Origin of the sequence: Kitasatospora sp. CB02891 (genome assembly GCF_002803145.1) — a bacterium.
In the GTDB taxonomy this organism is placed as follows: Bacteria; Actinomycetota; Actinomycetes; order Streptomycetales; family Streptomycetaceae; genus Kitasatospora; species Kitasatospora griseola.
In genome coordinates, this window is the sequence record NZ_NNBO01000023.1 from 1 (window position 1) to 20,713 (window position 20,713).

Below are 20,713 nucleotides of genomic sequence, written 5' to 3' on the forward strand. Positions count from 1 at the left end.
CCGAGGGCTTGTCCTCAGTTGCTCGCGTCCACTGTGTTGGTTCTGAAACCACGAACAGAACCCCGTTCACCAACGGGTTCCGGTTCGACAGTTTCATAGTGTTTCGGTGGTCATAGCGTGAGGGAAACGCCCGGTTACATTCCGAACCCGGAAGCTAAGCCTCACAGCGCCGATGGTACTGCAGGGGGGACCCTGTGGGAGAGTAGGACGTCGCCGAACAAATTTTCTGGAGAAGCCCCCTGACGGGATGTCAGGGGGCTTTTCTGTTGTAAGGTCAATTCCGCACACTTTGTCGTTGGCACCACAGGAGGCTCCGCACAGTGGAGGTCCAGGAGACGCGCGTCCAGACCGACCGGGTCCTTACGATCCCCAATCTGCTGAGCATGGCTCGGCTGGTGGGCGTACCGATCTTTCTCTGGTTGGTGTTGTGGCCGGTCTTCGGGGGGCCGAAGAATGACGGGTGGGCGATTGTCGTCCTGATGCTGAGCGGGGTCAGCGACTATCTGGACGGGAAGCTGGCTCGGCGGTGGGGGCAGGTCAGCCGGCTGGGGCAGTTGCTGGATCCGGCGGCGGACCGGCTGTACATCGTGTCGACGCTGGTGGGGCTGACGTGGCGGGAGATTCTGCCGTGGTGGCTGACGGCGTTGCTGGTGGCCCGGGAGGCGTTCGTCGGGGTGGTGCTGCTGCGGCTGAACCGGGCGGGTTACGGGCCGTTGAACGTGAGCTTTCTGGGGAAGGCGGCCACGTTCAATCTGATGTACGCGTTTCCGCTTCTGCTGCTGGGGGTCGGCGACGGGTGGGTGCACCAGGTTGCGAAGGTCGTGAGTTGGGCGTTCATCTGGTGGGGGACGACGCTGTACTGGTGGGCCGGCGCCTTGTATGCCGTGCAGGCTCGGCAGATGCTGCAGGCGGAGCGTTCGGCTGCCGTTTGAGATCAGCCTGAGACGTTTCACACGGCCTCCACGGTGAGTCGGATCATTTCTTCCGGGTAGACATGCGTCGGACCGGTTTGATGGACCCGCAGGGGTTCACCACCGCGAAGGAGGACGCACCCGTAATGAAAGCCGTTGTGATGGCGGGCGGGGAGGGCACTCGACTCCGCCCGATGACTTCCAGCATGCCCAAGCCGCTGTTGCCGGTCGCCAATCGGCCGATCATGGAGCACGTGCTGCGGTTGCTGAAGCGGCACGGCCTCACTGACACCGTGGTGACTGTGCAGTTCCTGGCGTCGCTGGTGAAGAACTACTTCGGCGACGGTGAGGAACTGGGGATGCACCTCACCTATGCCAACGAGGAAACACCGCTGGGAACGGCCGGCAGCGTCAAGAACGCCGAGGACGCGCTGCGGGACGATTCGTTTCTGGTGATCTCCGGTGACGCACTGACCGACTTCGATCTTTCCCAGTTGATTGACTTTCACCGGGAGAAGGGCGCGCTGGTGACGGTGTGCCTGACCCGGGTGCCGAATCCGTTGGAATTCGGTATCACCATCACGGACGACGAGGGCAAGGTCGAGCGCTTCCTGGAGAAGCCGACCTGGGGGCAGGTGTTCTCGGACACCGTGAACACCGGTATCTACGTGATGGAGCCGGAGGTCTTCGACTACGTGGCCGCGGGGGAGTCGGTCGACTGGTCGAGCGACGTGTTCCCGCAGTTGCTCAAGGAGGGCAAGCCGGTGTTCGGCTATGTCGCCGAGGGCTACTGGGAGGACGTGGGCACCCACGAGAGCTACCTGAAGGCCCAGGCGGACGTGCTGGAGGGGAAGGTCCAGGTCGAGCTCGACGGGTTCGAGATCTCGCCGGGCGTGTGGGTGGCCGAGGGCGCCGAGGTGGACCCGGAGGCGGTGCTGCGCGGGCCGCTGTACATCGGTGACTACGCCAAGGTCGAGGCCGGTGTGGAGCTGCGTGAGCACACCGTGCTGGGCTCGAACGTGGTGGTGAAGCGCGGGGCGTTCCTGCACAAGGCGGTGGTGCACGACAACGTGTACGTGGGGCCGCAGTCGAATCTGCGCGGGTGCGTGGTCGGGAAGAACACCGACGTGATGCAAGCGGCGCGGATCGACGAGGGGGCGGTGATCGGTGACGAGTGCCTGATCGGCGAGGAGTCGATCATCGCGGGCAACGTCCGGGTCTACCCGTTCAAGACGATCGAGGCCGGGGCGTTCGTCAACACCTCGGTGATCTGGGAGTCCCGCGGCCAGGAGCACCTGTTCGGGGTGCGCGGCGTGTCGGGCATCCTGAACGTGGAGATCACGCCGGAGCTGGCGGTGCGGCTGGCGGGGGCGTACGCGACGACGCTGAAGAAGGGGGCCACCGTCACCATCGCGCGAGACCACTCGCGGGGTGCGCGGGCGTTGAAGCGGGCGATGATCTCGGCGCTGCAGACCAGTGCGATCGACGTCCGGGACTTGGAGAACGTGCCGATGCCGGTGGCCCGGCAGGCGACGGCGCGGGGGAGCGCGGGCGGGATCTTCCTGCGGACCACGCCGGGGGTGCCGGACTCGCTGGACATCCTGTTCTTCGACGAGCGCGGCGCGGACCTGTCGCAGGCCGGGCAGCGGAAGCTCGACCGGGTGTACGCGCGGCAGGAGTTCCGGCGGGCGTTCCCGGGCGAGATCGGCGACCTGCTGCACCCGGCGAGCGTGTTCGACTCGTACGCGACGAACCTGCTGCGGGAGGTGGACACCACCGGGGTGCGGGAGGCCGGGCTGAAGGTGGTGGTGGACGCCGCGCACGGCAGTGCGGGGCTGGTGCTGCCGAGCATCCTGGGCCGGCTCGGGGTGGAGACCCTGACGGTGGCCGGCGGCCTGGACGAGGCGCGGCCGACGGAGGGCGCGGACGAGCGGCGGGCGGCGCTGGCCAGGCTGGGCGAGCTGGTGGCGTCCTCGCGGGCCGCGTTCGGGGTGCGGTTCGACCCGGTCGGCGAGCGGGTGTCCTTCGTGGACGAGCAGGGCCGGGTGATCGAGGACGACCGGGCGCTGCTGGTGCTGCTGGACCTGGTGGCGGCGGAGCGGCGGGCCGGGCAGGTGGCGCTGCCGGTGACGACGACGCGGATCGCCGAGCAGGTGGCGGCGTACCACGGCACCCAGGTGATCTGGACGACGACCTCGCCGGACGACCTGGCGAAGGCCGCGGCGGCGGACGGCACGATCTTCGGCGGCGACGGGCGCGGCGGTTTCGTGGTCCCGGAGTTCTCCGGGGTGCTGGACGGCGCGGCGGCGTTCGTGCGGCTGGTGGGCCTGGTGGCGCGGACGCAGCTGACGTTGAGTCAGATCGACGCGCGGATCCCGCAGGCGCACATCCAGAAGCGGGACATCGCGACGCCGTGGGCCGCGAAGGGCATGGTGATGCGTTCGGTGGTGGAGGCGGCGGGCAACCGCAAGCTGGACACCACGGACGGGGTGCGGGTGGTCGAGGCGGACGGCCGGTGGACGCTGGTCCTGCCGGACCCGGCGGAGGCCGTGACGCACCTGTGGGCGGAGGGCCCGGACGACGAGGCGACGGAGCGGCTGCTGGACGAGTGGGCCGCGGTTGTGGACGGCGCCGGGAGGTAATGCGGAGACGTTAGGTGGGGGCGGGCCTGCGGGTCCGTCCCCTCCGGTCGTTTGTCACGATCGTGTGCCGAAAGGGTCCTGCGGGCCCGGGGGCTGGTCGTGGGCCGCTGTACGGTCGTGAAACGATGTGGCGCATGCCAGCAACGCCGACGCCGAGTGACCCGAACGGGCGGTTCCGCCGTCCGGACGCCTCGATGTCCCTGCTGACCACGGTGATGGACCACTCGCTGGACGACGGGTACGCGGAGGCGGCCCGGGCGCGCGGGGCGGAGGGCCGGTCGCGGCTGCCGGCGACGGCGAAGGGGCGGCTGGTGCTGGCCCTGGGGCTGGCGCTGGCGGCGACGGTGGTGACGGTCGGGGCGGTGAACACCCAGGAGGCGGCGCCGGTCCTGGCGCAGGAGCGGGACGCCCTGGTGAGCCGGGTGAACGACGCCAACAAGGCGGCGGACGCGTTGCAGCGGCAGGTCGAGAAGGACCGCGACAGGGTCGCGGACGCGCAGGCGCAGGCCCTGCAGTCGGGGGACGACGGCGGGGTGGCGCAGCTGGCGGCGGAGGCCGGGACCGGGGCGATCACCGGGCCGGGGGTCAAGCTGGTGATCGAGGAGGCGTCCGGTGTCGGCTCCGGCGGCAATGTGAGCGACCCACGGAACGCGGAGGGCTTCGCCAACAAGGGCCGGGTCCAGGACCACGACCTGCAGTACGCGGTGAACGGCCTGTGGCTGGCGGGCGCGGAGGCGGTGTCCGTGAACGGGCAGCGGCTGACGGCGCTGTCGGCGATCCGGGCCGCCGGTGACGCGATCCTGGTGGACAACCGGCCGCTGGTGCCGCCGTACACGCTGCTGGCGATCGGGGACGGGCCGCGGCTGGCGCAGGCGTTCCAGGACAACGAGGGCGGCCACTACCTGAAGGTCATCCAGGACAGCTACGGGATCCGGTCGACGGTGTCCGCGCAGAAGTCGTTGACGCTGCCGGCCGCGCTGGGCGTGACGCTGCGGGTGGCCGGGACGCCGTCGCCGGAGCCTTCGCCCGGGCCGTCGCAGTCGCCCGCGCCGTCGTCGTCGCAGGCCGCGAAGTCGCCGTCCCCGTCGGCGGGGGCGTCGAAGTCCCCGCGTTCGACCGTGAAGTCCACTCCCTCCGGAACAGGAGCAGCTACACCGTGATTGCCGTACTGGGTCTCGTGATCGGCGTGGTCGTCGGCGTGTTCGTGCAGCCGGAGGTGCCGAACGCGGTGGTGCCGTATCTGCCGATCGCGGTGGTGGCGGCGCTGGACGCGGTGTTCGGCGGCGTGCGGGCGATGCTGGACGGGATCTTCGACGACAAGGTCTTCGTGGTGTCGTTCCTGTCGAACGTGGTGGTGGCGGCGCTGATCGTGTTCCTGGGTGACCAGTTGGGCGTGGGTTCGCAGCTGTCCACCGGCGTGGTGGTGGTGCTGGGCATCCGGATCTTCTCGAATGCGGCGGCGATCCGTCGGCACGTGTTCAGGGCTTAGGGGATCGGTTGTGAGCGAGGAGAAGAAGCCGCAGGAGCCGGCGCAGCCGGGCGGGGCGGAGGCCGGGAAGCCGAAGGCGCCGGAGCGGCCGGAGGCCGTCGAGCCCGAGGTCGTGCCGGAGCCGGAGCCTGAGCCCGTCGAGCCGGCGGTGGAGCCCGCGCCGGTGGTCGAGGAGCCGGTGACGGCCCGTCAGAGTGCCCCGATACCGGTGGAGTTGCCGTCGGACGGGCGGGAGCGGCTGAAGGCGGCGCTGTGGCCGCCGCGGGTGTCCCGCGGTCAACTGGTGGTGGCGCTGCTGCTGTTCGCGCTGGGGCTGGCGCTGGCGATCCAGGTGCGGTCGACGAACGACCACAGCCAGCTGCGCGGCGCGCGACAGGAGGACCTGGTGCGGATCCTGGACGAACTGGACGGTCGTCAGCAGCGTCTCCAGTTCGAGAAGACGCAGCTGGAGCAGAACCTGGCGCAGTTGGAGAACTCGTCCAACCAGGCCAAGGAGGCGCAGGAGCAGACCAGGAAGAAGGCGGCCGAGCTGGGCGTGCTGGCGGGGACGGAGAAGGCGGCCGGTCCGGGGATCGTGCTGACGATCGATGATCCCCAAGGGCAGGTGAAGGCGGATATGCTGCTGGACACCCTGCAGGAACTCCGAGCGGCGGGGGCGGAGGCGATTCAGATCAACGACGTGCGCGTGGTGGCCGGGACGTACTTCACCGACAACGCGTCGGGCGGCGGTGTGCGGATCGACGGGAAGAGCGTGTCGCAGCCGTTCCGTTTCACCGTGGTGGGCAACCCGCAGGATCTGACTCCGGCGCTGAACATTCCCGGTGGTGTGGTGCGCAGCTTGGAGAAGCAGCAGGCGCGGGCGACCATCGTCCAGCAGCAGAAGGTGGTGGTGGACGCGTTGGCCACCCCGCGGCCGTTGCAGTACGGCAAGCCGGCGGCGAAGTGACGGGGCGCGCTCCGTACGGTTCGTCAGCTGCGGGTCGCCCCCGGTGGTGGGTGCCCGCAGGGCGTCGGCGACACTGGGTCTTGTCGATCGTCAGTTTCCGGCCGGATGCCGGGCTTACCGCCACACCGAGCCCTGAACCCTGCCCCGCGGGCGGTTCTGTCACACGCAAGGGGATTCGCCCGTGAGTTTTTTCTCGAAGCTTTTCGGCCGTAACAAGAAGGCGGCGGAGGCGCCGACCGCCCAGTACCGGCAGGACGACGCCGGGGTGCCGCCGATGCGTTCGTCGGCGGACGGGCAGCGTCCGCTGTACCGGGAGGACGTGACCCAGGGGGCCGGCGTGCCGACCGGGCAGTTCGACGCGGGTTACGGCGCGTCGGTTGATTCCGCGGGCAACCCGCGCATAGGTTTCCCGTCAGGACCCTCAACCTCCGGTGGAGGGTTTGCCCCGGACACCTACGCCGGGCACCCCCAGTCGGGTGTGCCGCGCCAGGAGGCTGTGAACATGGCTGGCACCAGCCCGTGCCCGCGGTGCGGGAACCAGAACCCGGCGCAGGCCCGGTTCTGCTCGAACTGCGGTACTCAGCTGCGTGGCGGCGGTTTCCCGGAGGGCGCGGCGGAGACCACGTCGACCATTTCGATCTCCGGCATCGAGTCGTACGACCCGACCGCGACGTCGACGGGCGCCACGCCGACGCTGTCGGCCGAGGTGATGGCGGCGATCGACGCGCTGCCGCCGGGCTCGGCGCTGCTGATCGTGCAGCGCGGCCCGAACTCGGGCAGCCGGTTCCTGCTGGACTCGGACGTCACCACGGCGGGTCGGCACCCGCAGGGTGACATCTTCCTGGACGACGTGACGGTGTCGCGTCGGCACGTGGAGTTCCGTCGGCAGCCCGACGGCGGCTTCTCGGTCGCGGACGTGGGCAGCCTGAACGGCACCTACGTGAACCGGGAGCGGATCGACGAGGTGCTGCTGAGCAACGGCGACGAGGTGCAGATCGGTAAGTACCGGCTGGTGTTCTTCGCCAGTCACCACCGGGGGTACTGACCACTTCTCCGTTTGGAGCCCGAGTGACCCCACAGACTCCGACCCCGTCCCTCGGGTCCTCGCCCGTGCCGGCTTCGCGCCGCGCGGGCGAGGCGCGCCGGCGGGGTGACGAACTGCTGTCCATCGGCGCGGTGCTGGCCTTCCTGCGGGACGACTTCCCGGAGGTGACGATCTCGAAGATCCGCTTCCTGGAGGCGGAGGGCCTGGTCGAGCCGCAGCGCACCCCGTCCGGCTACCGGAAGTTCTCGGCGGCGGACGTGGAGCGGCTGGCGTACGTGCTGCGGATGCAGCGCGACCACTACCTGCCGTTGCGGGTGATCCGCGAGCACCTGGACGCGATCGAGCGCGGCGAGCAGCCGCCGGCGCTGCCGAGTGCGGAGGCGCGCCCGGGGCCGCTGGAGGAGGCGGACCGGGAGCTGGCGGGGTCGTCGGCGACGGGCGGGGTGCGCCTCGGCCGGGCCGAGCTGATCGCGGCGGCGGAGGCGCAGGAACGCGAACTCGTCGAGTGGGAGGCGTACGGGCTGGTGCAGCCCGGGCCGGACGGCGGGTACGACGGCGAGGCCTTGCAGATCGCGCGGCTGGTGGCGGAGCTGGGCCGGTTCGGTCTGGAGCCGCGGCACCTGCGGGCGGTGAAGGCGGCCGCGGACCGCGAGGTGTCGCTGGTGGAGCAGGTGGTGGCGCCGCTGCGCCGGCACCGCAATCCGCAGACCCGGGCGCACGCGGAGGCGACGGCCCGGGAGCTGGCGACGCTGTCGGTGCGGTTGCACGCGGCGATGGTCCAGGCGGGGCTGCGGGCGCTGTCCTGAGCGGGCGGCCCGCGATCGGCGCGTCCGGATCGCGGCGGCCGCTGCCTGCTGCGCTTTCCTATCGGGGGCGCGCGCCATAGGGTTGCTGGTGTGAATGAGCTCGACGTCGTGGGTGTCCGGGTGGAGATGCCCTCCAACCAGCCGATCGTGCTGCTGCGGGAGGTCGGCGGTGACCGCTACCTGCCGATCTGGATCGGGCCGGGGGAAGCCACCGCGATCGCTTTCGCCCAGCAGGGCATGACTCCGGTGCGGCCGCTGACGCACGACCTGTTCAAGGACGTGCTGGAGGCGCTCGGCCAGCAGCTGACCGAGGTGCGCATCAACGACCTGCGGGACGGTGTGTTCTACGCCGACCTGGTGTTCTCGGGCGGCGCCGAGGTCAGTGCGCGCCCTTCGGACGCGATAGCGCTGGCGCTGCGCACCGGCACGCCGATCTTCGGGAGCGAGGAGGTGCTGGCGGAGGCCGGCATCTCGATCCCGGACGAGCAGGAGGACGAGGTCGAGAAGTTCCGGGAGTTCCTGGACCAGGTCTCGCCGGAGGACTTCGGCGGCGGCCCGCAGTAGTCGGCCGTTGCCGTCCCTGCCTGTCCCTGCCCGTACCCGTCTCCTGTCCCCGTCCCGGGCGACCACCGGTGACCGGTGGCGGACGCTCTGCTAGCGGGGCAGGCCGTGGGCCGCAACTCGGCTGTGGTAGAAATCCATTCCGCTACCCGCACTTGGGGCACGAATAACCACTCGATGGGGTGAAGTTTGTGCGAGGCCCCGGCGTGGCGATCGTTGACGGTGCTCGGGCGACTGCCTACCGTCAGGTGATGGCCCGCCGGACGGGCCGCCCGCAGCCTGGGCCCGTCGGGTCCGTGCGGGGCCATGGGGGCCTTGAGGCGGAATGGACGGAGGTTGGCGATGAGCGGCACCGGCGACGAGACGCGTTCCGGAGCCCTGTGCGCGGTGCACGTGCCGCGCGCCGGCCGCGGTCCGATCGGGCGGCCCTGGCGGCCCGAACCGGACGGTGACGAGCTGCCCCGAGTCGGCCGGTTCCCGGCCGTCCAGCCCGGGCAGCCCGCGATCGAACGGCTCACCCCCACCTCCGCACTGGTCGGCTACCGCGGCCCGACGGCCTGCGCGGCCGCCGGCATCACCTACCGGCAGCTCGACTACTGGGCCCGCACCGGCCTGCTGGAGCCCTCGGTGCGCTCCGGGTACCCGGCCGGTGCGCAGCGGCTGTACAGCTTCCGGGACATCCTCCTGCTGAAGATCGTCAGGCGGCTGCTGGACGCCGGCGTGTCGCTGCAGAACATCCGGGTGGCCGTCACCCACCTGCAGTCCGCCGACCAGGCCGGCCTGACGGGGCTGACCCTGATGTGCGACGGCGCGACCGTCTACGAGTGCACCTCCCCGCAGCAGGTCGTCGACCTGCTCAACGGCGGCCAGGGCGTGTTCGGCATCGCGGTCGGCGCGGTCTGGCAGGAGTTGGAGGCCACGCTCGGCCGGCTGCACGGCGAGCGCACCGACACCGGCGAGACGCTGGTCGGCCACGACCCGGGGGACGAGCTGGCGCAACGCCGCAACCGCGCGGTCTGACCGCCCGCCGGCCGGCGGGAACCGGTCGGGCGGGCGGATCGTCAACTCCCCTGTGTGGACGATCATGCAGGGGCTCGGGCGGCGCTGGCGATGGCTGCTGACGCGGCGACCGCCCGGCTGGGGCAGCAGGCGCGGGCAGCGCCGCTGGTTCCAGGCGCTGGCGGTGTGCGCGGCCCTGGGAGTGACCCCCGACGCCTGGCTGTTCGTGACCCAGGCCCACAAGATCGGCACCGTGCAGAGCGTGCCGGCCGCGCCGGTCGCGGTGGTGTTCGGCGCCGGCCTGATGGACGGCAGACCCTCCCCGTACCTGGCGCACCGGCTGGACGCCGCGCTGGAGCTGTACCGGGCGCACAAGGTGCAGGCGATCCTGGTGACCGGCGACAACGGCACCCGTGAGTACGACGAGACCGACGCGATGCGGGCGTACCTGATCGAACGCGGGGTGCCCGGGGTGCGGGTGGTCGGCGACTACGCGGGCTTCGACACCTGGGACTCCTGCACCCGCGCGCACCGCGTATTCGGCGTCGACAGGGCCGTGCTGATCAGTCAGACCTTCCACGTGCGCCGGGCGTTGGCGCTGTGCCGGGCGGCCGGGATCGACGCGTCCGGCGTCGGCGTGGAGGAGTGGCACGACACCACCTGGCACTACGGCGAGGTGCGGGAGATCGGCAGCGCGGCGAAAGCCCTCCTGAACGTGGTGGTGCGACCCGACCCGACGTTCCTCGGACGGCACGAGGACGGGGTGGCGAAGGCGCTCGCGGACGCGGCGCGGGGCTAGGGCCGGGATTGTCGGTGGTGCGCGGGATGATCGAGCAGTGCGATCCGTGCCGAGCATCATCCATCTCGACATGGACGCCTTCTTCGCGGCGGTGGAGCAGGCGTCCAAACCGAGCCTGCGCGGAAAGCCCGTCATCGTCGGCGGCCTCGGCGGGCGCGGCGTGGTCTCCACCGCCTCCTACGAGGCCCGGAAGTTCGGCGTGCACTCGGCGATGCCGATGGCGCAGGCCCGGCGGCTCTGCCCGAACGCGGCGTTCCTGACCGGCCGGTTCGAGGCGTACCGGGCCAACAGCGAGATCGTCATGAGCCTGCTGCGGGAGCGGTCCCCGCTGGTCGAACCGCTCAGCCTGGACGAGGCGTTCGTCGACCTGGAAGCCGGGCCGTACGGGCCGGCGCTGGCCGCCGCGACGCCCGCCGAGGGCGCGCAGCTGGTGCTGGCGCTCGCCGAGGACCTGCGGGCGGACATCGTGGAGCGCACCGGGCTGACCGCCTCGGTCGGCGCCGCCGCGTCCAAGCTGATGGCGAAGATCGCCTCCGAGCAGGCCAAACCCGACGGGCTGGTGCTGATCGAACCCGGCTCCGAGAAGTCCGTGCTCGCCCCGATGCCGGTGCGTGCGCTGCCCGGCATCGGGCCGGCCACCGAGCAGGCGCTGCGCCGGGCCGGGCTGACGAGCGTCGCGGACCTGGCGGAGGCCGGGTTCGAGGAACTGGTCGGACTGCTGGGGAAGGCGCACGGCGCGGGCGTCTTCCAGATGGCGCTCGGGTGGGACGAGCGGCCGGTGGTGCCGGACCGGGACGCCAAGTCGGTCTCGGTGGAGGACACCTTCGAGGTCGACCTCGCCGACCGGGACCGCATCCTGCGTGAGATCGACCACCTGGCGGCGCGGTGCGTACGGCGGCTGCGCGCGGCCGGGCGCTCCGGGCGGACGGTGGTGCTGAAGGTCCGGCGGTTCGACTTCTCGACGCTGACCCGGTCGGAGACGCTGGGCGGGCCGACGGACGAGCCCGAGGTGATCGCCGCGACGGCGCGGCGGCTGGCGATGCAGGTGGACACCACCGGCGGGGTGCGGCTGCTGGGGGTGGGGGTCACGCAGCTCGCGGACTACACGCAGGAGGATCTGTTCGCGCAGCTGGAGCGGGAGGAGAAGGGGGAGGCGGACGGCGAAGGAGAAGGGGAGGGGGAGGACGGGGCCGAGGAGGCGGAGGGGGTTCCCGGGGAGCCTGCTGTCCGGCGGTGGTGGCCGGGGCAGGACGTGACGCATCGTGAGTTCGGGCCGGGGTGGGTGCAGGGGAGCGGGGTCGGCCGGGTGACGGTGCGGTTCGAGACGCCGTACGCGGAACGGCCGGGGCGGGTGCGGACGTTCGCGGTGGACGACGAGGAGCTGGCGGCTTCGGGGGCGCTCCCGCTCAGGCCTCCGGCTGGTGAGGGGTGAGCCGCCTGCTGGTTTCCCGGGGCCGCGCCTGAAAATGACGGACACCCCCCGCCGATGCCCGTGGCGGGGGGTGTCCGTGGTGACTCGCGTGTGTCCAGTACGCGAGGGGACGCCGTCAGGCGTCGGTCTTGGCGAGGGCCGGGGTGGGCTGCTCGGTGGGGGTGGCGGCGGGGGCGGTGCGGCGGATGGCGAAGGGGACGACCGCGGCGACCAGGCACATGGCTCCGGCGACCCAGAACGCGTTCTGGTAGGCGTTCAGGGTGGGGAGGTGCACCGGGATGGGGAGCTTGAGGGTGTCGCCGGTGAGGATCGCGGCCATCACGGCGGTGCCGATGGCGCCGCCGACGGTGCGCAGGACGGCGTTCATGCCGTTGGCGATGCCGGACTGCTCGGCGGGGACGGCGCCGTTGATGTAGGCCGGCATGGCGGCGTAGGCCAGGCCGACGCCGAGGCCGAAGACGGCGGAGGAGAAGTAGATGTCGAACTCGGCGCTGTGGCGCAGGGCCAGGTAGGCCATGGAGACGGCGCCGAGCAGGCCGCCGAGGACCAGCGGGAGGCGGGGGCCGCGGCGGGCGATCAGCAGGGCGCCGACGGGGGCGGCGACCATGGAGCCGATCGCGGAGGGCAGCAGCATGATGCCGGCGTGCAGGACGGTGGCGGTGAAGCCGTAGTGGGTGAACTTCTCCGGGGTCTGCGCGAAGTTGCTGATCACCATGAACGAGCCGTACATGCCGAAGCCGATGAGCAGGCCGGAGATGTTGGTGAAGGCGACGGCGGGGCGGGCCATCATCTTCAGGTCGACCAGCGGGTGGGCGACCTTGGACTCGACCAGCAGCCAGATGAGGGCGACGACGGCGGCGACGGCGAACAGGCCGAGGGTGCGGGTGGAGCCCCAGCCCCACTCGTTGCCGCGGCTGACGGCGATCAGCAGGGCGGACAGCCAGCCGGCCAGGGTGAGCGCACCGAGCGGGTCGGCGCCGCCGTTCTTGTCGACGACCGGGTCGCTGGGCACCCGCAGGACCACCAGCGCGACGGCGGCCAGACCGAAGATCAGGCCCATCCAGAAGATCGACTTGTAGTCCCAGTGCTCCAGCAGCAGGCCGGTGGCGACCAGACCGAGGCCGGAGCCGACGCCCATCGAGGCGGAGATGGCGGCGACGCCGGCGGTGACCTTCTGCTTCGGCAGTTCGTCACGGACGATGGCGATCGCCAGCGGCAGCACGCCGCCGCCCGCGCCCTGGAGCACCCGGGCGACGACCAGCAGGCCGAAGGAGTGGGTGCAGACCGCGAGGCCGGAGCCGAGCACCAGGCCGGCCAGCGAGATCAGCAGCACGGGCTTGCGGCCGCGCAGGTCGCCGAAGCGGCCCAGCAGCGGGGTGAGGACCGCCGCGGAGAGCAGGTTGGCCGTCATCAGCCAGGTGATGTCGGAGCCCGACACCTTCAGCTCGGCGGCCAGGCTCGGAAGGATCGGGACGACCGCGGTCTGGACCACGCTGTAGGCCAGCATGGCGAGGATCAGCGCGGGCAGGACCCTGGCGCTGGTGGGCTTGGCGGCCGCGGCGGTGGGCTGTGGTGCCTCACTCACGGGAAATCCTCCGGTTGCTTCATACGGCGATAGTGCAGGAACTGAAGTAACGATCCAGGGAGATGCTTCAATCTGTCAAATATCTAATGGTGAAGCTTTGGCAAAGTCGAAGCCCCGGCCCGCCGAGGCGGACCGGGGCCGGGAGTTGGCGATTCGTCAGACCGGCGACGTCGCCGGGGACGACGGCTGGGCGTTCCACGGCGGCTGCTGCTGTTGCTGCTGCTGTTGCTGCTGCGCGGCCGCGCCGTCCGTGGTGACGTCCGCGCCGTCGGTCGCGCCGTGCACCTGCACCTGCTCACGGCGCAGCTCCTCGCGGATCACCTGCTCCTCGGTGTACCGCTCCACCACCAGCCGCACCCGCTCCACCGGGACCAGGTACTTGCGGACCACCGGACGCTCCTCGCGCAGCGTGACCTCCTCCATCGCCTCGGCGAGCTCCTGGTCGCTCAGCGCCTCCCGCTCCGCGTCCGACACCGGGAACCGCTCCACCCGCACCCGTTCCCGCACCACCGGCACCCGGCGCTCCACCACCTCGGTGGTCACGTACTTGCGCAGCCGGGTGGTGCCGGTGTTGTGCCACTGGGTGGTGATGTCCAGGCGCTCCTCGCGGCAGGTGATCTCCAGCGCCTTCTGCCGGTCCGCCCGGGCGGCGGGCGGCTCGGCGGGCCGTTCGACGGGCTGTTCGGCGAGCCGGGCCGCGGGCTGTTCGGTGGGCCGGGCCGCGGGCCGTTCGGGGGCCGGGTCGGGCCGAGCGAAGCCCAAGGGTGCGGGGGCCGGGCCCTGGACCGGGCCGGGGGAGGAGGCGACCTCGCCGAAGTCGCGGTCGGCCACCTGCTCCGAGTGCTCCTTCGGGGCCGGCTCCGGGGCGGGCCCGGCGGTGAACCGGACGGACGGCTCCTCGTCGCCCGAGGTGTTCAGCCCGTAGTAGCGGTACAGCTCCAGCTCCTGCTCCGGGGAGAGGTGCTGGCCCACGCCGAAGTCCGGGGACTCCTTGATCAGTGACTTGTCGTACGGGACGTGCAGCTCGTCGCCGGAGAACTCACTGGTGGCCAGCGGGACGAAGGCGTCCCGGCCGAAGATCCCGGTCCGGACGGCCGCCCACTCCGGTTCGCCGGTGGCGTCGTCCAGGTAGACCTCGTCGACCGTGCCGATCTTGTCACCGTTCCGGTCGACCGCCTTGTGTCCGATCAGGTCGCGCGGATCGATATCGGTCTGCACGCTGTCCTCCCGCCGCTGCTCCTGGGGGACCCGTCGGGGGAGCGGCCGGAGGAGCGTGCCGGGCCGCTATTCCACACCAAAAGCCACGTAACGGACGGTGTCGCCCCGGGCGCCGCCGTCCGGGGTCGATCGCAGGGCCGTCACGGTGATCGACCAGGTCGGCGCTGGTACCCTGGGCGGCGACCGCCGAGCCCGCTCGGGAGAGTCCCGGCCCCCTGATCAAGGGGGTTGCGGGACGCCGAAGGAGCAACCCCTCCCCGGAATCTCTCAGGCATCCGTACCGAGTGGGACCAGGTCACTCTGGAAAGCAGGGCAGGACCGCCGGCACCGAAGCCATCGGACGCTGCCCTCGCCGACGGTGCAAGCCGACCGGGGCACCACCCGGGCGCGCGAAGCTCTCAGGTACCGATGACAGAGGGGGAGGCTGACGGGTTCGTGCGCCCCGACGCTCCCACAGCGGCCGGCCGGCGTGCGTACCACCGCCGGTCCGCGACCAGGAGGCCCGACCCCCATGAACGCCCAGCCGACGCTCAGCGACCTTGAGCAGGCCAGCCCCTTCGAGCACCGCCACATCGGCCCCGACAGCGACGCCCAGCAGAAGATGCTGGCCCAGGTCGGCTACACCTCGCTGGACGAACTGTCCGACGCGGCCGTGCCCGACGCCATCCGCAGCCTCACCGCGCTCGGCCTGCCCGCCGGCCGCAGCGAGGCCCAGGTGCTCGCCGAGCTGCGCGAGCTCGCCGGCCGCAACCAGGTCCTCACCTCGATGATCGGCCTCGGCTACTACGGCACCTTCACCCCGCCGGTCATCCTGCGCAACGTCCTCGAGAACCCCGCCTGGTACACCGCGTACACCCCGTACCAGCCGGAGATCTCGCAGGGCCGCCTGGAGGCCCTGCTCAACTTCCAGACCGTGGTCGCCGACCTGACCGGCCTGGCCACCTCCGGCTCCTCGCTGCTCGACGAGGGCACCGCCGCCGCCGAGGCGATGGCCCTGGCCCGGCGCGTCACCAAGGTCAAGGGCGGCGTCTTCCTGGTCGACGCCGACACCCTGCCGCAGACCCTCGCCGTGATCCAGACCCGCGCCGAGCCGACCGGCGTCGAGGTCGTCACCGCGGACCTGTCGAACGGCATCCCCGCCGAGATCGCCGAGCGCGGCGTCTTCGGCGTGCTGCTCCAGTACCCCGGCGCGTCCGGCGCCGTGCGCGAGATCAAGCCGGTCATCGACCAGGCGCACGAGCTCGGCGCGGTCGTCGCGGTCGCCGCCGACCTGCTCGCCCTCACCCTGCTGCGCTCGCCCGGCGAGCTCGGCGCCGACATCGCCTGCGGCACCTCGCAGCGCTTCGGCGTCCCGATGGGCTTCGGCGGCCCGCACGCCGGCTACCTCGCCGTCCGCGCCGAGTACGCCCGCAACCTGCCCGGCCGCCTGGTCGGCGTCTCCGTCGACGCCGACGGCAACCGCGCCTACCGGCTCGCCCTGCAGACCCGCGAGCAGCACATCCGCCGCGAGAAGGCGACCTCCAACATCTGCACCGCGCAGGTGCTGCTCGCCGTGATGGCCTCCATGTACGCCGTCTACCACGGCCCCGACGGCCTCGCCGACATCGCCCGCCGCACCCACCGCTACGCCGCCGCGCTCGCCGCCGGCCTGCGCGCGGGCGGCGTCGAGCTCGCCCACGACGCGTTCTTCGACACCGTCACCGCCGTGGTGCCGGGCCGCGCCGACGAGGTCGTGGCCGCCGCCCTGGCCGGTGGCGTGAACGTGTACCGGGTGGACGCCGACCAGGTGTCGGTCTCGTGCGACGAGACCACGACCCGTGAGCACCTGGCGGCCGTGTTCGCCGCGTTCGGGATCTCCGCGGAGATCGCCGAGGACGCCGCCGCGCTGCCCGCCGCGCTGCTGCGCGAGGACGAGTACCTCACCCACCCGGTGTTCCACAGCCACCGCTCCGAGACCGCCATGCTGCGCTACCTGCGCCGCCTGTCGGACCGGGACTACGCGCTCGACCGCGGCATGATCCCGCTGGGCTCCTGCACCATGAAGCTCAACGCGACCACCGAGATGGAGCCGATCACCTGGCCCGAGTTCGGGCAGCTGCACCCGTTCGCGCCGGTCGACCAGGCCGAGGGCTTCCTGACCCTGATCCGCGGGCTGGAGCAGCAGCTGGTCGAGGTCACCGGCTACGACGCCGTGTCCATCCAGCCGAACGCCGGTTCGCAGGGCGAGCTGGCCGGCCTGCTGGCCGTCCGCGCCTACCACCGCGCGAACGGCGACACCCAGCGCGACGTCTGCCTGATCCCGTCGTCCGCGCACGGCACCAACGCGGCCTCGGCGGCGATGGCCGGCATGCGGGTCGTCGTCGTCAAGACGCTGACCGACGGCGACGTGGACGTCGAGGACCTCAAGGCCAAGATCGAGCAGCACCGCGAGCAGCTGGCCGTGCTGATGGTCACCTACCCGTCCACCCACGGCGTGTTCGAGACCCAGATCACCGACATCTGCGCGCTCGTCCACGAGGCCGGCGGCCAGGTGTACGTCGACGGCGCCAACCTGAACGCGCTGGTCGGCCTCGCCAAGCCCGGCAAGTTCGGCGCGGACGTCTCGCACCTGAACCTGCACAAGACCTTCTGCATCCCGCACGGCGGCGGCGGCCCCGGCGTCGGCCCGGTCGCGGTGCGCGAGCACCTCGCGCCGTACCTGCCCAACCACCCGCTGCAGGCCGAGGCCGGCCCCGCGACCGGTGTCGGCCCGATCTCGGCCGCGCCGTGGGGCTCGGCGGCGATCCTGCCGATCTCCTGGTCGTACGTGCGCCTGATGGGCGGCGAGGGCCTCAAGCGCGCCACCCAGGTGGCCGTGCTGAACGCCAACTACATCGCCAAGCGGCTCGCCCCGCACTTCCCGGTGCTGTACACCGGCCCCGGCGGGCTGGTCGCGCACGAGTGCATCATCGACCTGCGCCCGCTCAGCAAGGAGACGGGCGTCAGCGTCGACGACATCGCCAAGCGCCTGATCGACTACGGCTTCCACGCGCCGACCATGTCGTTCCCGGTGGCCGGCACGCTGATGATCGAGCCGACCGAGTCCGAGGACCTGCACGAGATCGACCGGTTCTGCGAGGCGATGATCGCCATCCGCGGCGAGATCGCGAAGGTCGGCGCGGGCGAGTGGGACGCGGACGACAACCCGCTGCGCAACGCCCCGCACACCGCGGCGATGCTGACCGGCGAGTGGGCGCACGCCTACACCCGCGAAGAGGCCGTCTTCCCGGCGGGCGTCAACCCGGCGGACAAGTACTGGCCGGCGGTGCGGCGCATCGACGGCGCGTACGGCGACCGGAACCTGGTGTGCTCGTGCCCGCCGCTCAGTGAGTACGACGCGTAGTTTGCAGTAGCACGGCGAAGCCGTTCGTCGGGGGAGTTCTCTCGGCGGGCGGCTTTGGTTGTTGGGGCCCGGCGGGGAGAGGCCGCCTGTGGCGGGCTTCGGTGGAGCTGCGCGGAGGGCCGCTCGGGGGAGAGGCGCCTGTGGCGGGCCCTGCGGGGTGGGGAGTGGAGAGCCGCTCGTCGGGGGAGTTCTCTCGGCGGGCGGCTTCGGCGTGGAGGTCTTCCGCTGCGCGCAGTTCCCCGCGCCCCTGGTGGGGCAGGGAGGGCGGGAGGGGGCGCGTGCGGCGGGCTTCGGTGGAGCTGCGCGGAAGGCCACCCGGGGGAGGGTTCTCCTGGCGGGCGGCCTTCGGCTTTGGCGTCTTCCGTCTCGCGCAGTCCCCCGCGCCCCTGGCGGGGCGGGGAAGGAGGCGGGCGAAGGGCGAGGCGCCTGTCGCGGGGCCTGCGGGTGCGGGTGGGTCAGGAGTAGACGGGGCCCGTGAACTTCTCGCCGGGGCCGGAGCCCGGGGCGTCCGGGATCAGGGAGGCCTCGCGGAAGGCGAGCTGGAGGGAGCGGAGGCCGTCGCGGAGGGGGGCGGCGTGGAAGTTGGAGATCTCGGGGGCTCCGGCGGTGACCAGGCCGGCCAGGGCGGTGATCAGCTTGCGGGCCTCGTCGAGGTCCTTGTCGGCCTCGCCGCCCTCGGCCAGGCCGCACTTGACGGCGGCGGCGCTCATCAGGTGGACGGCGACGGTGGTGATGACCTCGACGGCGGGGACCTCGGCGATGTCGCGGGTCAGGTCGTCGAAACCGAGGGCCTGGTCGGACTCGGACGAGTGGTCGGGCTGGCTGGTCAAGGTGTCACTCCGGGGTGCTGGTGCGAAAGCGCAGTACAAAGGGAGCGTACAAGGCGGGCGGAGGCGGGCCGGAATACCGGTCGGCCCCGGAACGCTGGTATGCTTCGAGACTGACCGGCCAGGAACCCGATTCGGGTGCCCGGCCAGCAAGTGGAGGCTCCACTCCAGGAGGCCCGAGAGGGCAACTGCGACAGTCTCCCACCCGAGCGGCCGAAGGGTCGACGGGTCCGGTCCGTGGCGAGCGCCGCAAGGAATGCTTGCTGCCAGTGGTGTCCGACAGGGCACCCCGGAACGTGTGGAGCCCCGCCTGTACCGTGCGGGGCTTTTTTCGTGCGTTCGGTGCTTCTGCCAGACGGCGGAGGGGCAGCGAAGCATGAATGAAGCCCCGCCCAGTGGTCGAAACCACTACGTGCGACCGCCGTCCGACGGCCGCATCGAAGAAGGTGCAACCGAGGAGGCCCCATCAGCACCGAGCCCCGCATCAACGACCGGATTCGCGTCCCCGAGGTGCGACTCGTCGGTCCCAGCGGCGAGCAGGTCGGCATCGTCCCGCTCGCGAAGGCGCTGGAGCTTGCCCAGGAGTACGACCTGGACCTGGTCGAGGTCGCCGCCACGGCGCGCCCGCCGGTGTGCAAGCTCATGGACTACGGCAAGTTCAAGTACGAGTCGGCCATGAAGGCCCGTGAGGCGCGCAAGAACCAGGCGCACACGGTCATCAAGGAGATGAAGCTCCGGCCGAAGATCGACCCGCACGACTATGACACCAAGAAGGGTCACGTCGTCCGGTTCCTCAAGCAGGGCGACAAGGTCAAGATCACGATCATGTTCCGCGGTCGTGAGCAGTCCCGCCCCGAGCTGGGCTTCCGACTGCTGCAGCGGCTCGCGGAGGACGTCCAGGAGCTCGGCTTCGTGGAGTCCGCGGCCAAGCAGGACGGCCGAAACATGATCATGGTTCTCGGCCCGCACAAGAAGAAGACCGAGGCGATGGCCGAGGCCCGCGCCGCCGCTGACGCCCGCAAGGCGGAGCGGCTCGGCCGCGGCCCGGCCGCGGAGCAGGCGGACGACGAGGTCGAGGTCGACGAGACCGAGGCCGCCGAGGTGGAGCAGGTCGAGGAGACCGAGACCGCCGCCGAGACCGCCGAGGTCGAGCAGCCCGCCGAGACCGCCCAGGACGCCTGAGCCTTCGGGCTCGGATTCCGGACGGGATCGGCACCGGACCCGGGGCAACCGTCCCGGAGACGAGATCCATCCAGTTCCGGCCCGCACCCCCGAGGTGCGGGCCGCGAACGGACCGACGAGGAGATACGGCGACATGCCGAAGCAGAAGACGCACAGCGGCGCCAGCAAGCGCTTCAAGATCACTGGCTCCGGGAAGGTGCTGCGCGAGCGTGCCGGCCGTCGCCACCTGCTTGAGCACAAGCCCTCGACGCTGACCCGCAAGCTGGCCGGCAACGCCGAGATGGCCCCCGGCGACGCCAAGAAGATCAAGAAGCTTCTCGGCAAGTGATCGCCCGCCCGCGGCCACGCCGCGGGCACAGCTGATCCTTACCGACCGAATCGAATAACGGACCGGCGGCACGAACCCGGGGTCCGGAACCAAGGAGTAATGAAGTGGCACGCGTCAAGCGGGCAGTGAACGCCCACAAGAAGCGCCGGGTCATCCTGGAGCGCGCCTCCGGCTACCGTGGCCAGCGCTCGCGCCTGTACCGCAAGGCCAAGGAGCAGGTCACCCACTCGCTCGTTTACAACTTCAACGACCGTAAGAAGCGCAAGGGCGACTTCCGTCAGCTGTGGATCCAGCGCATCAACGCCGCTGCCCGCAACAACGGCATGACCTACAACCGCTTCGTGCAGGGCCTGAAGGCCGCCGGCGTCGAGATCGACCGCAAGATGCTCGCCGAGCTCGCGGTCAACGACACCGTCGCGTTCGCCGCCCTGGTCGAGGTTGCCCAGAAGGCGCTGCCGGAGGACGTCAACGCCCCCAAGGTCGCCGCCTGATCCAGGCCGTGCCCTGACTGCTTTTCCCGGACCCGCAGGCCGCCCGGCCTGCGGGTCCGTGCGTTGTGCC

The 20,713-nt window shown here is 71.4% G+C and carries 18 protein-coding genes, 1 rRNA gene and 1 riboswitch; of the genes, 16 read left to right on the forward strand and 3 right to left on the reverse strand.

From position 1 onward, the window contains the following. Positions 1–102: 102 nt before the first annotated feature. From rrf to CG736_RS33730, 12 genes are all read left to right on the forward strand, one after another. Positions 103–219 (forward strand): 5S ribosomal RNA (gene rrf, locus CG736_RS33675). A gap of 101 nt (positions 220–320) precedes the next feature. Continuing rightward, the gene (locus CG736_RS33680; RefSeq protein WP_100589926.1) at positions 321–932 is read left to right on the forward strand and encodes a CDP-alcohol phosphatidyltransferase family protein; all 612 of its coding nucleotides are present in this window, start codon (positions 321–323) and stop codon (positions 930–932) included. Between the two features lie 125 nt (positions 933–1,057). Continuing rightward, positions 1,058–3,553 (forward strand): mannose-1-phosphate guanyltransferase, encoded by a 2,496-nt coding sequence (locus tag CG736_RS33685; RefSeq protein ID WP_100589927.1) that lies wholly within the window; start codon positions 1,058–1,060, stop codon positions 3,551–3,553. Between the two features lie 125 nt (positions 3,554–3,678). Next, positions 3,679–4,713: a DUF881 domain-containing protein gene (locus tag CG736_RS33690; RefSeq protein ID WP_100589928.1), complete on the forward strand. Its 1,035-nt coding sequence runs from the start codon at positions 3,679–3,681 to the stop codon at positions 4,711–4,713. Beyond that, the gene (locus CG736_RS33695) at positions 4,710–5,042 is read left to right on the forward strand and encodes a small basic family protein (protein ID WP_043908904.1); all 333 of its coding nucleotides are present in this window, start codon (positions 4,710–4,712) and stop codon (positions 5,040–5,042) included. The genes CG736_RS33690 and CG736_RS33695 overlap by 4 nt, the downstream gene beginning before the upstream one ends. Before the next feature lie 10 nt (positions 5,043–5,052). Next, the gene (locus CG736_RS33700) at positions 5,053–5,988 is read left to right on the forward strand and encodes a DUF881 domain-containing protein (protein ID WP_232734361.1); all 936 of its coding nucleotides are present in this window, start codon (positions 5,053–5,055) and stop codon (positions 5,986–5,988) included. Between the two features lie 181 nt (positions 5,989–6,169). Beyond that, positions 6,170–7,033, forward strand: coding sequence for an FHA domain-containing protein (locus tag CG736_RS33705; protein ID WP_083462090.1), 864 nt, complete (start codon positions 6,170–6,172; stop codon positions 7,031–7,033). Between the two features lie 65 nt (positions 7,034–7,098). Beyond that, complete coding sequence (locus tag CG736_RS33710) at positions 7,099–7,839, forward strand: MerR family transcriptional regulator (protein ID WP_100589930.1); 741 nt, start codon at positions 7,099–7,101, stop codon at positions 7,837–7,839. Between the two features lie 90 nt (positions 7,840–7,929). After that, the gene (locus tag CG736_RS33715; RefSeq protein ID WP_043908895.1) at positions 7,930–8,403 is read left to right on the forward strand and encodes a bifunctional nuclease family protein; all 474 of its coding nucleotides are present in this window, start codon (positions 7,930–7,932) and stop codon (positions 8,401–8,403) included. Positions 8,404–8,742: 339 nt separating this feature from the next. Next, positions 8,743–9,420 (forward strand): MerR family transcriptional regulator, encoded by a 678-nt coding sequence (locus tag CG736_RS33720; protein ID WP_100589931.1) that lies wholly within the window; start codon positions 8,743–8,745, stop codon positions 9,418–9,420. Between the two features lie 64 nt (positions 9,421–9,484). Further along, positions 9,485–10,198, forward strand: a complete 714-nt coding sequence (locus CG736_RS33725) for a vancomycin high temperature exclusion protein (protein ID WP_100590003.1) — start codon at positions 9,485–9,487, stop codon at positions 10,196–10,198. A gap of 37 nt (positions 10,199–10,235) precedes the next feature. Continuing rightward, positions 10,236–11,630, forward strand: a complete 1,395-nt coding sequence (locus tag CG736_RS33730; protein ID WP_100589932.1) for a DNA polymerase IV — start codon at positions 10,236–10,238, stop codon at positions 11,628–11,630. Between the two features lie 115 nt (positions 11,631–11,745). Here the strand turns inward: CG736_RS33730 and CG736_RS33735 are convergent, their stop codons facing one another. Continuing rightward, a complete protein-coding gene (locus CG736_RS33735) occupies positions 11,746–13,215 on the reverse strand; it encodes an MFS transporter (protein ID WP_100589933.1) in 1,470 nt (489 codons plus the stop codon). Positions 13,216–13,371: 156 nt separating this feature from the next. After that, positions 13,372–14,433: a DUF2382 domain-containing protein gene (locus CG736_RS38475; RefSeq protein WP_100589934.1), complete on the reverse strand. Its 1,062-nt coding sequence runs from the start codon at positions 14,431–14,433 to the stop codon at positions 13,372–13,374. Positions 14,434–14,620: 187 nt separating this feature from the next. Further along, positions 14,621–14,726: riboswitch (glycine riboswitch) on the forward strand. Positions 14,727–14,944: 218 nt separating this feature from the next. On the opposite strand from CG736_RS38475, the gene gcvP reads away from it, so the two are divergent. Further along, a complete protein-coding gene (gene gcvP / locus CG736_RS33745; protein ID WP_100589935.1) occupies positions 14,945–17,815 on the forward strand; it encodes an aminomethyl-transferring glycine dehydrogenase in 2,871 nt (956 codons plus the stop codon). Between the two features lie 455 nt (positions 17,816–18,270). Here gcvP and CG736_RS33750 read toward each other — a convergent pair whose 3' ends face one another. After that, a complete protein-coding gene (locus CG736_RS33750; RefSeq protein WP_100589936.1) occupies positions 18,271–18,645 on the reverse strand; it encodes a DUF1844 domain-containing protein in 375 nt (124 codons plus the stop codon). A gap of 462 nt (positions 18,646–19,107) precedes the next feature. Here CG736_RS33750 and infC point away from each other — a divergent pair, with 462 nt between their 5' ends. The 3 genes from infC (at position 19,108) to rplT (ending at position 20,643) form a co-directional block, all read left to right on the forward strand. After that, positions 19,108–19,824, forward strand: coding sequence for a translation initiation factor IF-3 (gene infC / locus CG736_RS33755; RefSeq protein ID WP_100589937.1), 717 nt, complete (start codon positions 19,108–19,110; stop codon positions 19,822–19,824). A gap of 133 nt (positions 19,825–19,957) precedes the next feature. Beyond that, complete coding sequence (gene rpmI / locus CG736_RS33760; protein ID WP_030268653.1) at positions 19,958–20,152, forward strand: 50S ribosomal protein L35; 195 nt, start codon at positions 19,958–19,960, stop codon at positions 20,150–20,152. Positions 20,153–20,256: 104 nt separating this feature from the next. Next, positions 20,257–20,643, forward strand: coding sequence for a 50S ribosomal protein L20 (gene rplT, locus CG736_RS33765; protein WP_043908885.1), 387 nt, complete (start codon positions 20,257–20,259; stop codon positions 20,641–20,643). The last annotated feature ends 70 nt before the right edge of the window (positions 20,644–20,713 follow it).